Here is a 12,940-nt window from a genome sequence, read left to right on the forward strand (position 1 = left end):
TGCAACGCCGCCCTGGACGTTTTTTAGCCTTCTTTCGCGATGCGCTGGCGGCGGGCTTCATAGAGACACACGCCCGATGCAACGGACACGTTCAGGCTCTCGACGGAGCCGAACATCGGGATGCTGACGAGGATGTCGCAGGTGTCGCGCGTCAAACGGCGCATGCCTTCGCCTTCGGAACCCATGACGAGGGCCGTCGGGCCAGTGAAATCGGCTTCGTACAAGCCTTTTTCGCCATCGTCGGTGGTGCCGATCAGCCAGATGCCGCGGTCCTTGAGTTCGCGCATGGTGCGCGCCAGGTTCGTCACGGTGATGTACGGGACGGTTTCGGCGGCGCCGCTGGCGACCTTGGCGGCCGTGGTATTCAAACCCACGGCGCGGTCCTTCGGCACGATGACGGCATGTGCGCCGACGCCGTCGGCCACGCGCAGACAGGCGCCCAGGTTGTGCGGGTCGGTGATGCCGTCGAGAATCAACAGCAGCGGCGGGCCATCGATGGCGTCCAGCAGCTCATCGAGATTGCGCGCCAGCGACAGCTGCGACGCAAACGCGATCACGCCCTGATGGCGGCGCGTGCCGACGATCTTGTCGAGACGCGACGAATCGACGGGCATGACGCGCACGTTGGCAGCCTTGGCGGCGGCGATCATGTCTTTCATGCGGCCGTCGACGCGGCTGGCATCGACGAAAATTTCTTCCACGGACGACGCTTCGTGACGCAGGCGCGAGGTGACGGCGTGGAAGCCGAAAATCATTTTATTCTTCATTATCTATCTATCGCTTATCGCTTGTTCTTGCTTGATTTTGATACAGTTTTTGCTGCTCGTGGTGCCGCCGCGGCAGGTGCCGCGGCTGGTTTCTTGCTGCGCTTCGGTGCGGCTGCCTTGGGAGCTGCCGCCTTGGGGGCTTCCTTCGGCGCTGCCTTGGCTTGCGCCTTGGCGGCAGGCTTGGCGCCGTTGGAACGGCCGCCGGAACCATTGCCGGGGTTGCCACCGTTGTTGCCGCTGGCTTTGATCTCATGGCGCTGCTCGGTCGTGGGACCGGGCTTGACCATGGATTTCTTCTCGCCCTTGCGCTTGCCGCCGCCGTTCGACTTGGCCGGCGCTTCTTCGCCCGCCAGTTCCGCATCGGTGACCAGGCGCAGGTCGATCTTGCGCGTTTCCAGGTCGACTCTTGCCACTTGCACCGTCAGACGGTCGGTCAATTGATAACGCTTGCCCGTGCGTTCGCCGCGCAATTCATGGCGCGCATCGTCGTACTGGAAGTAATCGGTGCCCAGCTCGGTGACGTGCACCAGGCCTTCGACAAACAGGGTGTCGAGCTGCACGAACACGCCGAAGGTGGTTACGCCGGTGATGGTGCCGGTGAACTCCTCGCCCAGCTTGTCTTGCATGAAGTAGCACTTCAGCCACGCTTCCACGTCGCGCGACGCTTCGTCGGCGCGGCGTTCGTTGGCCGAGCAATGCACGCCCAGCGCGTCCCAGACCGTCAGGTCCGTCTTCTTCGGCTTGCCGTCGGCCTTGTCCTTGGCCTGCTGCTTGCGCGTGGCGTTCGACACATTCGTGTTCAGCACGACTTTATCGGACAGTTTCGGCTCGTATTTCTTGCCTTGCAAAATGGCCTTGATGGCGCGGTGCGTCAGCAGGTCGGGGTAGCGGCGGATCGGGCTGGTGAAGTGGGCATACGCTTCATAGGCCAGGCCGAAGTGGCCGATATTGTCCGGGCTGTAGACGGCTTGCTGCATCGAACGCAGCAGCATCGTTTGCAGCAGGGCCGCGTCGGGACGCAGCTTGATCTGCTGCATCAGGGTCTGGTAATCCGATGCCGATGGCGTGTCGCCGCCCGTCAAGTTCAGGCCAACTTGCTTGAGGAAGGTGCGCACTTGCGTGAGCTTTTCCTTGGTCGGGCTGGCGTGGATGCGGTAGGTGCCTGGATGTTTGTTACGCAGCAACAAATCGGCCGCGCAGACGTTGGCCGCCAGCATGCACTCTTCGATGATCTTGTGCGCTTCGTTGCGCGTGCGGGGGATGATCTTTTCGATCTTGCCGGCGCTGTTGCAGACGATATACGTTTCCGTCGTCTCGAAATCGATGGCGCCCCGCTCCGTGCGTGCTTTCAGCAAGGCGCGGTAGACGGCTTCCAGGTTTTGCAGGTGCGGCAGGATGTCCGCGCGGCGTGCCGCTTCGGGTCCCTTGGTGTTGCCCAGCACGGCTGCGACTTCGTCATACGTGAGGCGCGCGGCCGAATGGATCACGGCCGGGTAGAACTGGTACGCCTTCAGTTCACCCTTGTCGCTGACGACGGCGTCGCAGACGAGGGTCAGACGGTCGACGGCCGGGTTCAGCGAGCACAGGCCATTCGACAGTTTTTCCGGCAGCATCGGGATCACGCGACGCGGGAAGTAGACGGACGTGCTGCGCTCCAGCGCGTCGATATCGAGCGCGTCGTTCGGCTTCACGTAATGGCTGACGTCGGCAATCGCCACGATCAGGCGGAAGCAGTTGGCGCGGCCGATTTTGACGGGTTCGCAATATACGGCATCGTCGAAATCGCGCGCGTCCTCGCCATCGATGGTCACCAATGGCACGTCGCGCAAGTCGACACGCTCTTTCAGGTCGGCGTCGCGCACTTCGAACGGCAGTTTTTCAGCTTGCTTGAGGGCGGCGGCGGAGAAGATGTGCGGCACGTTGAATTTACGCACGGCAATTTCAATTTCCATGCCGGGGTCATCCAGGGCGCCCAGCACTTCGACAATCTTGCCGACCGGCTGCTTGAAGCGCATCGGTTGCTCGGTCAGCTCGACGCTGACGATCTGGCCGGCCTTCGCCTTGCCCACCGAACCGGTGACGAGAATGTCCTGGCCGATGCGCTGGTCTTCCGGCGCCACGACCCAGGTGCCGTTTTCCTGGATCAGACGGCCGATGACGTGGCTATTGGCGCGGTAGGTGACTTCCACGATCGTGCCTTCAGGGCGGCCGCGGCGGTCCGTGCCGACGATGCGGGCCATGACCTTGTCGCCATGCAGTACTTTCTGCATCTCTTTCTCAGGCAGGAACAGGTCGGCGCTGGCGTCGTCGGGAATGACAAAGCCGAAGCCGTCGCGGTGGCTGGTGACGCGACCGGCGACAAGCGCGCTCTGGTCGGCCAGACTGAAAACACCGCTGGCGTCAGACTTCAGCTGGCCGTCGCGCTCCATCGCCTTCAGGCGACGGACCAGGACATCCATGGAATCGGCATGCACTTGCAGCGTTTTCCCGAGAGACTGCGGGTCGAGAGGCGCGTTGACACTGCGGAATATGCCGAGAATGTCCTCCCGGCTGGGGATGGTGTGGGTATTTTGGCTCAAAAGTATTTCTATAGTTGTTATTGACAGTGATCAAACGGAAGACAAAGACCGATGACATCACCGTCAATATTGACACGGTGATGTCCGGTAGTGTACCGGAGGACGCCTTGGTTTGCCTAACGGACAGCGTGTCGGAAACAGTACAAGACGCCCGCCGATGAAAAAAAGGAGAAAAGCTGCGCAATGCATTTGACTTCGGCAAATATTGCTCTATAATCCCTGTCTCTTGCAGCGACAAACCCTCACAGGGATGCAGTTGCAGGAAAGTGGTACAGGGTTGATGTGCAGTATGGAGCGAAAGCTCATCTGGCGCAAAACTCTTCAAGCCGCTATAATAGCAGAATTGTTGCTAAGTTATTTCGCAACAAGTAATACAGCAGCATCAGTGCCCACGTGGCGGAATTGGTAGACGCGCATGGTTCAGGTCCATGTGCCTTCGGGTGTAGGGGTTCGAGTCCCTTCGTGGGCACCATTACCAAAATTCGCAAAAGAGCCGCAAACTTTCACGAGTTTGCGGCTTTTTTCATTTCTGCACCCCTGCCAGCGGGCTCTGCGAACTTATTTCGCCTTTTGCGTATTTTTTCATTGACCGCCACGCTGGCAGCCTCTATGATCCTGCCTTCTCTGCAGAATACGCAAAGAAAGCAGCAAAGCAGCATCAGTGCCCACGTGGCGGAATTGGTAGACGCGCATGGTTCAGGTCCATGTGCCTTCGGGTGTAGGGGTTCGAGTCCCTTCGTGGGCACCATTACCAAAATTCGCAAAAGAGCCGCAAACTTTCACGAGTTTGCGGCTTTTTTCATTTCCGGCGCCAATCGATCCTGTCGGTATTCTTGACAGTTGCCGGCCACGCAAGCGCCAAGTCCCTGATTTTAAAGCTGAGCACGCTTCTTGCCTGCAGGATGGCATCCCCATTCCTGGAGCGCCACCATGAAAAGCCTCGTCGCCATCCTCGCCTTGATACTGCCCGCCGGCACCATCGCCTCGCCCCTGTTCCATCTGCAATACGTGCCCGGCACCTCGTTGCAGGCGCAGCAGGGATTCCAGACGGCGGCCGCGCGCTGGTCGCGCGTGCTGAAAGACAATGTCACCATCGACCTGACGGTGGGCTTCAATTCGCTGGGCGGCAATATCCTGGGGCAAACGGGATCGTCGGAAGCGTTTTACCGCTACCGCGACTTTCGCGGCGCCCTCGCCGCCGATGCCACTTCCACCATCGACCAGCGGGCGCTGGCGCACCTGCCCGACAGCGACAGCTTCGGCATGCTGATCAACCGCACGGCCAACAATCCCAACGGCCCCGGCAGCGCCCTGCCCTATGTCGACAACAATGGCGATGCCAACAATCAATATTTATCGCTGAGCAATGCCGAAGCCAAGGCCGTCGGCCTGACGCCGCCGCCGCAGTCGCTGGACGGCTGCATCGGCAATTGCGACGGCTTCATCCAGTTCAACAGCGATTTCAATTTCGATTTCGATCCCGGCAATGGCATCGGCGCCAACAGCATCGACTTCATCGGCGTGGCCATGCATGAAATCGGCCATGCACTGGGCTTTATCAGCGGCGTGGACATCCTCGACTTCAACTCGCCGCCGCTGGGCGGACCCTATGACGACACGGAATTTACCTACGTCTCGGGACTGGACCTGTTCCGCTACTCGGCCCAGAGCGCCGCGGCCGGCGTGATCGACTGGACCGCCGACAACCGCGACAAATATTTTTCGCTCGATGGCGGCGCCACGCGCGGTCCGCTGTTTGCCAACGGCAGCTTCCACGGCGACGGCGACCAGGCCAGCCACTGGCGCGACAACCTGCACCTGGGCATCATGGACCCGACGGTGGCGTATGGCGAATTATTGCGCCTGCGCTGGAACGATTTGATCGCCCTCGACGCCATCGGCTGGGATATCGCCCCGAACGCCATCCCGGCGCCGGGCACCGTCTCGCTGCTGTGCCTGGCCTTGGTACTGCTGGCACTGCAGCAACGACGCCAAATACGCTGAAAAAACAGGTAGTTTTGAGCCATTTCTCATAGGGGAACCCTTTTTTCAGCAGAAAAGAGGGTTTCTTGAAGAAAAGAACAAAATGTTCATTGACCGAATCGCCGCCAACCCTTATTATTTTGTCCGTCGCTGCAGAACACGCAGCAGACAGCAAGAAGCAGTAAAACGCAGCACAATGCCCACGTGGCGGAATTGGTAGACGCGCATGGTTCAGGTCCATGTGCCTTCGGGTGTAGGGGTTCGAGTCCCTTCGTGGGCACCACCAGCAACGAGTTGTTTTCGTTGTAGTCCGCAGTACAGTAGTGAGATAACGCAGTAATCAGCAGCAAGTAGTAGCAGCATCAGTGCCCACGTGGCGGAATTGGTAGACGCGCATGGTTCAGGTCCATGTGCCTTCGGGTGTAGGGGTTCGAGTCCCTTCGTGGGCACCATTACCTAATTCGCAAAAAAGCCGCAAACTTTCACGAGTTTGCGGCTTTTTTCATTCCAGAATGCCGCGCGGTATTCCCAACCTGCGGCACCCTCCCCTTATTTGGCCAGCGCCGCCTTCACCGCTTCGGCCAGCGTCGTCGTCGGACGGCCTATCAGCGCGCTCAATTGCTTGCCATTGTCTTCCAGGCCGCCCTGGGCCGCGCCCGCATCGGAGTCGGCCAGCAAGTCGGCAAAGCCTTCCGGCACGCCCACGCTCACCAGCGCCGCCTTGAAATCCGCCTGCGGCAAGTCTTTATATACAATCGCCTTGCCCGACTGGCGCGCCACTTCGGCAGCGTACTCGGCAAGGGTAAAGCCGTGGTCGCCAGCGAGCTCATAGATGGCTCGCGGCTGGTCCGCCGTCAGCACGGCAGCGGCGGCCGCCGCGTAGTCCAGACGCGCGGCCGACGAAAAGCGGCCGTTTTGCGCCGCGCCCAGCACCACGCCGTGCTCGAGCACGGGCGCCAGGTGTTCCGTATGATTTTCCAGGTACCAGCTGTTGCGCAGGAAACTGTAGGGCAAGCCGGATGCGCGAATCGCCGCTTCCGTGACGACGTGCTCGGCGGCCAGGCCCAGCGGCGATGTATCGGCGCGCAAGACGCTGGTGTAAGCCAGCAGGGCCACGCCGGCGCGCCTGGCCGCATCGATGACGTTCTGGTGCTGCTGCGCGCGCTGGCCCACTTCGCTCGACGAAATCAGCAAGATTTTCGTTGCGCCCTTGAATGCCGCATCGAGGCTGGCGCCGTCGTTGTAATCGGCCTGGCGCACTTGCACGCCCAGTGCAGCCAGGTTGGCGGCCTTGGCCGGATTGCGCACGGCGGCGATGATGTTGGCTGCGGGGACGGATGTGAGCAGGCTGGCGATGACGTGCTGGCCCAGATTGCCTGTGGCGCCGGTAATGACGATCATGATTTCTCCTTGGAGGGTGGCTGGTAAAACCCTATAATAGGACTATTACTTACTTATTGTAAGTACGTACCTTTTGGTAAGTATGAATGCAATCAAATTAACAAGGCCACCTATCATGTCCACAGACACTCCCGGCGCCAGTCTGCGCGCCGCCCTCGCCCGGCAAAACCAGGGAGCGCAACTGCTGGCGGCCGCCTGCCCGTCGCGCGCCGTGCTCAGCCACCTGACCAGCCGCTGGGCCGTGCTGGTGCTGGTATTGCTGCTGAGCGGCACGCGGCGCTTCAGCGAACTGCGCCGCGAAGTGGGCGGCGTCAGCGAAAAAATGCTGGCGCAAACCCTGGAAGCGCTGGCGGGCGACGGCTTCGTGCTGCGCCAGGCCTATCTGGTGATACCGCCCAAGGTGGAATACAGCCTCACGCCGCTGGGACGCGAAGCGGCCGAGCGCCTGGCCGTGCTGGTCGACTGGATCGAGGATAATTACCCGCGCATCGAACAGGCGCGCGCCGAACTCGCGCTGCCGTACGCACAAAACGCGGCGTAACACGGCGCGCAAACGCATTGCTTTTGGCCATCAAGAATTATCGTTTACTCCTCCTTGCCTTGATGTAATACTAGCCTCACAATACGCGTAAGGACGCGACACCATGAATCAGTTGATTTCTTCCATCGCCGACCGGGCCAACGTGCTACTGGTCAGCAATTCGCCTAACGATGTGCGCGAACTGCTGTATGTGCTGGACCGGCATAACCTGGGCACGGGACTGGCGGGCGATATCGACGAAGGCGTGGAACTGGCGGCCGGCGGCACCGACCTGATCCTGCTTGACGCGGCCCTGGCGGGCACGAATATCGGCGCCACCTGCATGCGCCTGCGCAATGCGGGCGGACGCCACGGCGTGCCCCTGCTACTGATGTCGGCCACCCCCAGCGCCGAAGAACAGGGCCGCAGCGTGGGCGCCGGCGCTTCCGACTACATCAAGATGCCCTTCAATGCGCGCGACGTGGCGGAAAAAATCCTCATGGAACTGGCGCTGCACAAGGCCGACGCGTCCGCCGCCCGTCCCCGCGCCACGCCCGCCGCGCCGCCGCGCCCCGTGCATCCGCAAACGCTGGAAGTCAATTACCACTCGATCCTGGCCGGTTCGCCCGATGCCGTGCTGCTGTTCGACATCGACAACAAGCTGCTGATCGACGCCAACCACCTGGCCGAACAACTGTTCGGCATGCCCCTGGCCGAACTGCTGCAAGGCGGCATGGAGCCGCTGTTTCCCCAGCATCAGGGCGATGGCCGCGCCTCGCCGCAACTGCTGGAAGAAAAGATCCGCGATACCCTGCAAGGCAAGATCGTCGTCTTCCGCGCCAGTTGCTGCCACCGCGACAGCCACCCGATCGCCTGCGAAATCCGGCTGATGCGCCTGTCCGTGCCGGGCCGCCAGCTCGTGCATGCGCGCATCATCGATTTGACCGAACGCAACCTCGCCGAAGCGATGCGCGCGGGCCAGAGCGCCTTGCTGGAAATGGTCGCCAAGGGCGCGCCCCTGATCCCCACCCTGAACCAGCTGCTGCTGCTGATCGAAGGCCAGTCGCGCGGCGTGCTGTGCTCCATCATGCTGCTCGACGACGACGGCATCCACATGCACAGCGCGGCCGGCCCCAGCCTGCCGCCCGAGTACATGGCCCTGCTCGAAGGCGTGGCCATCGGCCCCGGCGTGGGATCTTGCGGCACGGCCATGTTCCTGCGCGAGCCGGTGGTGGTCAGCGACATCATGCGCGACCCGCTGTGGGCGCCCTACCGCGAGCTGGCCGCCCCGTTCGGCTTGCGCGCCTGCTGGTCGCGCCCCATCTTCGGCCAGGATGGCAGCGTGCTCGGCTCTTTCGCCATGTACTACCGCGAAGTGCGCCAGCCCGATGCGCGCGACCTGGAACTGATCGACACGGCGACCGACCTGGCCGGCATTGCGATTGGCCGCATGCGCCACGAACGCGAGCTGCAGCGCCACCGCATCCACCTGGAAGAGCTGGTGGCCGAACGCACGGCGGCCCTGACGCAGGCCAAGGAACATTCGGAGCAAACCAACCTGGAACTGGCCGCGGCACTGGAAAACCTGTCCATCACGCAAGAAGAACTGGTGCGCCGCGACAAGCTCGCCGCGCTCGGTGCGCTGGTGGCCGGCATCGCGCATGAACTCAATACGCCGATCGGCAACGGCCTGGTGGTGGCCACCACCATGGCCGAGCGCACGCGCGAAATCCAGGCCAGCTTCCTCGATGGCTTGCGCCGCTCCGAACTGGGCGCCTACCTGACCCAGGCCAGCGAAGCGGACGCCATCATGCTGCGCAACCTGCAGCGCGCCGCCGACCTCGTCTCCAGCTTCAAGCAGATCGCCGTCGACCGCGCCAGCTCGCAGCGCCGCCACTTCCTGCTGCGCCAGTTCGTCGCCGAACTGATGCTGCCCATGTCCACGCCGCTCAAGGCCGCCGGCCTGAGCCTGACGCAGGACGTGCCGGACGGCCTGGCCATGGACAGCTATCCCGGTCCGCTGGGGCAGGTGCTGAGCAACCTGCTGGAAAACTGCCTGCGCCATGCCTTCGAGGGCCGCAGCGGCGGCAATATCGCCATCGCCGCGCGCGGCAGCGACGACGGGCAGACGATCACCCTGTCCATCAGCGACACAGGCGTGGGCATCGCCGCCGACGACCTCGTGCATGTCTACGACCCTTTCTTCACGACCAAGCTCGGTTCCGGCGGTTCGGGTTTGGGCCTGCATGTGGCGCACAACATCGTCACGGGCGTGCTGGGCGGCCATATCGATGCCATCAGCCGCACCGGCACTGGCAGCGGCACCACCTTCACCCTGCAGCTGCCCGCCGCGGCGCCGCAATCGCCCGCCCCCTGAATGGCAGGCGCGCTACAATGCCCGCAAGCTTTAATTTCGGAGCACCGATGAAATACCTGATCGCCGCGGCCCTGCTGGCCGCTTGCGCTTGCGCAATGGCCGGACCGGCACCCTGGTACCAGTGGCGCAGCAAGATCGACGGCACCCTGTCGTGCGCCCAATCGACACTGGGATTTGGCTGGGAACTGGCCTCGGGACCGTACAAAGATAGCCGTTGCGAAAAACCGGCGCTTGTTAAATAATGGGGCCATGACCACACGGGGCACCGGCTTGAGAGCAAGCGATGGCATTGCGGCGTCGAAAGAGTATGGAACGATAAGAACGTATCTATTCAAACCGAGGAGACCACATGTTTACGAATCCCGAACAATTCGCATCGGCCACCAAGGCCCTGTTTGAATTCCAGCTGATGACCTTCAACACCCTCACCTCCAAGGCCGTGCAAGGCGTGGAACAGGTGCTGGCGCTGAACATGGCCACCGCCAAGTCCGGCATCGAGGACGGCCTTGCCGCTGGCAAGGAAATCAGCCAGGCCAAGGATCCGAAGGCCGCCATGGCCGCCGCCGCCGCCCAGCTGCAACCGGGCGTGGCCGGCGCGAAAGCGTATAAACAGCAACTCGACGACATCATCAAAGAAATCCACACGGAATTCACCACGGCCGCCGAAGCCCACGTGGCCGAAGCGAAAAGCAATTTGAGCGCCCTGATCTACGACGTCACGAAAAACGTGCCGCCAGGCTCGGAAAACGCCGTGGCCATCGTCAAGGCCGCCATCGACAACGCCTTCCTCGGCTACGAACAAGTGACCAAGGCCACCAGGCAAGCCGTGAAAACCGTGGAAGATCAAATTGCCAAGGCCAGCGCGCAAGTGGCGCAGGCCACGGCGGGCGCACAAGCTGCGGCTGAAAAGGCGGCGCCAGCTGCCAAGCCGAAGGCGGCTAAAAAGTAAGCGATGTAGGTCGGATTAGCGCGGCAACGCCGCGCGTAATCCGACGCATTGTTGGCGCCAATGGTGATGTCGGGTTACGCGCGCAGCGCTAACCCGACCTACAACCCGGCCGACGACGCATCCACCGGCACGATCCGGTACACGCACCACCTCCCCTCCAGCAGATATTCGCCCCCCATACCCGCCGAAAGATGGCCAGCGCCTAGCTGTAGAAATCCTGGCATGCCTTCGCCTCGACGGTTCCGTCCAGCTGGCGGCGCCAGGCCGCCATGCGCCACGCGGCCCAGGCGGCGGACACGGCGCCCGCGACGAGGATGAGCCGCGTGTCGATCAGGGTCAGCACGGAACCGCTGAGGGCGACGACGATGTTGGCGATGCAAAAGGTGGTAGCCAGTAAACCCATCACGGCGCCCTGCCCGTGCGCGCTGAAGCGCTCGGCGCACCAGCCCTGTATCACCGTGTTGTACAGCGCATTCGGAATGCCGAACAGTACGATGGCGGCGATGCCCACCCAAATATTGCCCAGCGCCAGGATCCCGACGGCCAGCGCCACGCCGCAGGCATACCAGCAGGCGCGCAGCAAGGGCGCATGGCGGCTGGGCCCGCCCGCCAGCAGGGACGTGACCGTCATCGTGCCGCACAGACCTACATTCACCCAGGAAATCTCCTGTGCATGGTAATTGGCCGTCTCGACCAGCCACAGCGGATAGAACTCGTAAAAACTGGCCACGCCGCAGGTGAACGCCAGTTGCACGATGAACAGCGTGCGCAGCTCCTCATGGCGCAGCAGATTGAGCGAATGGCGGTCGCGCGCCACTTGCCACCACGACGTCGTCAGCAGGGACGGTGTTTCGCGCGGCAAGCCCACGGCCACCAGCACGGCGACGAGCATCAGGGCGGCGGCGGCGATCCAGAACGGCACCGTCACGCCCCAATGCAGGGTCGCGCCCGCCAGGATCGGGCCCACCAGCCAGCCCAGGTAAAACGCACCATTCAGCCACGACATGGCGCGCAGGCGCAAGGGGCCCGTCAGCTGGTCGGCCAGCATGGCGCGCGCCACGGCGCCGTTCCCTTCCAGCAAACCGGTGATGAAACGGGCGACGATGAACAGCGGGTAAGACTGGATCACCAGCGCCCAGGCCGTGATCGCATGGCCGATGGCGGCGCCCACGGCCGTGCGCATCAGCAAGGGCCGGCGGCCATAACGATCCGACAACGGCCCCAGCACGGCAGAGCCGATCAGCAAGCCCAGCGGATTGATGGTCAGCGCCAGGCCGAACAGCAATTTCGACGGCAAGCCGAGGAAATTGTTGAAGGCATTCGGCGCCTCGGCCGCGAACAAAGGCGGCAGGATCGGATAGGGCAGCGAGGCGCCGATGGTCGACAGCAGCGCCAGCAAACAGGCGGCGGAAATCAGGATGATGTTTTTCATGCGTAATCGGCAGATTTTAGTCTGGCAAGCATACGTGACCATGCCACCCAAACAAACTTAAATGTTTATGAATGATACCCATCGTTGCTGCCGTGAAGCGTGCCAGGCATCGCCTCGGCTATCATTGCCCAATGAATCACGTTTAACAGGGCAAACATGACACTGTCAGAAATGGAACGGCAACACAGCTTTACTTACCCTTCGCTGTACCGCCAGCTGGAGCGCGACGGCATGCTGGCCGTGGGCGAGTATGGCCCCGACTGGTACAAGCTGGTCTATCCCACATTAAAGGATAAACCCACCCTGCTGCTGCATGCCGATGATTTCGAATTGCTCAATATCAAGGCCGTTGCCGAAGCCGCGGACACCTTGCGCGATGCGGACGATTACCGACAGATCGACCCCGCCTTGCAGCTCATCCCCTTCGCGCAAACGGGCGCGGGCGACCATTACTGCTTTTTCGCTTCCAGCCAGCAGGACGGCGAGATGCCCATCGTGCTACTGTGGCATGACCAGAATGAAGCCCAATACTTGGCGAAAAACCTGCACGACTTCCTGTTTCACATGTTGTTGAACAGCATGGCCGACCAGGATACCTACAACGACGTCAGCGATGAGGCATTCAGGGAGCAACTGGCAAAAACCCTGGGCACGCATGCGCGCTACCTGACGGCGCGGCAAGCCGACGTGCTGCAAACGCTGCTGGCCAGGGATATCGTCGATTACGAGGTCATGCTGCCCAAAGGAAGAAAAGAGACGCATCGGGGCTTGCTCACCGATATCGAACTGGCCAGCCTGCGCGAGGAATGCATTCCTTACGAAAAGTTCGACAGCTGTTTCACCTACAGCACGGCTGGCTGAACATAATTCGCTGGGCAAGCGGCGGCGGAAGGCTTAAACTGTATATAAACACAGTAAAAGCCATCGCCTTG

At 61.9% G+C, this 12,940-nt stretch carries 10 protein-coding genes and 4 tRNA genes; 10 read left to right on the plus strand and 4 right to left on the minus strand.

Annotated elements, in window-relative coordinates:
- Window positions 1-23: 23 nt before the first annotated feature.
- Both rlmB and rnr read right to left on the minus strand, forming a co-directional pair.
- On the minus strand, window positions 24-767 hold the full coding sequence (rlmB, locus tag KY494_RS06905; RefSeq protein ID WP_219890397.1) for a 23S rRNA (guanosine(2251)-2'-O)-methyltransferase RlmB: 744 nt from the start codon (window positions 765-767) through the stop codon (window positions 24-26).
- Window positions 768-781: 14 nt separating this feature from the next.
- Complete coding sequence (gene rnr / locus KY494_RS06910) at window positions 782-3,346, minus strand: ribonuclease R (protein ID WP_219890398.1); 2,565 nt, start codon at window positions 3,344-3,346, stop codon at window positions 782-784.
- Window positions 3,347-3,733: 387 nt separating this feature from the next.
- Between rnr and KY494_RS06915 the strand changes: the two genes are divergently transcribed.
- The 5 genes from KY494_RS06915 to KY494_RS06935 all read left to right on the plus strand — a co-directional run bounded on the left by KY494_RS06915 (window position 3,734) and on the right by KY494_RS06935 (window position 5,781).
- Window positions 3,734-3,818, plus strand: a tRNA-Leu gene (locus KY494_RS06915).
- Between the two features lie 191 nt (window positions 3,819-4,009).
- A tRNA-Leu gene (locus KY494_RS06920) sits at window positions 4,010-4,094 on the plus strand.
- A gap of 182 nt (window positions 4,095-4,276) precedes the next feature.
- Window positions 4,277-5,350 (plus strand): NF038122 family metalloprotease, encoded by a 1,074-nt coding sequence (locus tag KY494_RS06925; protein WP_219890399.1) that lies wholly within the window; start codon window positions 4,277-4,279, stop codon window positions 5,348-5,350.
- Window positions 5,351-5,527: 177 nt separating this feature from the next.
- Window positions 5,528-5,612 (plus strand) — tRNA-Leu (locus KY494_RS06930).
- A gap of 84 nt (window positions 5,613-5,696) precedes the next feature.
- Window positions 5,697-5,781 (plus strand) — tRNA-Leu (locus KY494_RS06935).
- A gap of 97 nt (window positions 5,782-5,878) precedes the next feature.
- On the opposite strand, the gene KY494_RS06940 is transcribed toward KY494_RS06935, so the two are convergent.
- On the minus strand, window positions 5,879-6,730 hold the full coding sequence (locus KY494_RS06940) for an SDR family oxidoreductase (RefSeq protein ID WP_219890400.1): 852 nt from the start codon (window positions 6,728-6,730) through the stop codon (window positions 5,879-5,881).
- A 115-nt stretch (window positions 6,731-6,845) separates the two neighbouring features.
- Here KY494_RS06940 and KY494_RS06945 point away from each other — a divergent pair, with 115 nt between their 5' ends.
- The 4 genes from KY494_RS06945 to phaP all read left to right on the plus strand — a co-directional run bounded on the left by KY494_RS06945 (window position 6,846) and on the right by phaP (window position 10,576).
- Window positions 6,846-7,271, plus strand: a complete 426-nt coding sequence (locus KY494_RS06945; RefSeq protein WP_219134829.1) for a helix-turn-helix domain-containing protein — start codon at window positions 6,846-6,848, stop codon at window positions 7,269-7,271.
- A 103-nt stretch (window positions 7,272-7,374) separates the two neighbouring features.
- Window positions 7,375-9,627: an ATP-binding protein gene (locus KY494_RS06950; RefSeq protein WP_219890401.1), complete on the plus strand. Its 2,253-nt coding sequence runs from the start codon at window positions 7,375-7,377 to the stop codon at window positions 9,625-9,627.
- A 47-nt stretch (window positions 9,628-9,674) separates the two neighbouring features.
- Window positions 9,675-9,869 carry a hypothetical protein gene (locus tag KY494_RS06955; protein ID WP_219890402.1) on the plus strand — a complete coding sequence of 65 codons (195 nt, stop codon included), beginning with the start codon at window positions 9,675-9,677 and terminating at the stop codon, window positions 9,867-9,869.
- Window positions 9,870-9,976: 107 nt separating this feature from the next.
- Window positions 9,977-10,576, plus strand: a complete 600-nt coding sequence (gene phaP, locus KY494_RS06960) for a TIGR01841 family phasin (RefSeq protein ID WP_219890403.1) — start codon at window positions 9,977-9,979, stop codon at window positions 10,574-10,576.
- Window positions 10,577-10,778: 202 nt separating this feature from the next.
- Here the strand turns inward: phaP and KY494_RS06965 are convergent, their stop codons facing one another.
- Window positions 10,779-12,008: an MFS transporter gene (locus KY494_RS06965; protein WP_219890404.1), complete on the minus strand. Its 1,230-nt coding sequence runs from the start codon at window positions 12,006-12,008 to the stop codon at window positions 10,779-10,781.
- A 156-nt stretch (window positions 12,009-12,164) separates the two neighbouring features.
- Here KY494_RS06965 and KY494_RS06970 point away from each other — a divergent pair, with 156 nt between their 5' ends.
- Window positions 12,165-12,869 carry an SMI1/KNR4 family protein gene (locus tag KY494_RS06970; protein WP_219890405.1) on the plus strand — a complete coding sequence of 235 codons (705 nt, stop codon included), beginning with the start codon at window positions 12,165-12,167 and terminating at the stop codon, window positions 12,867-12,869.
- The last annotated feature ends 71 nt before the right edge of the window (window positions 12,870-12,940 follow it).

It is taken from the genome of Janthinobacterium sp. PAMC25594, from assembly GCF_019443505.1.
In the GTDB taxonomy this organism is placed as follows: Bacteria; Pseudomonadota; Gammaproteobacteria; order Burkholderiales; family Burkholderiaceae_D; genus Janthinobacterium.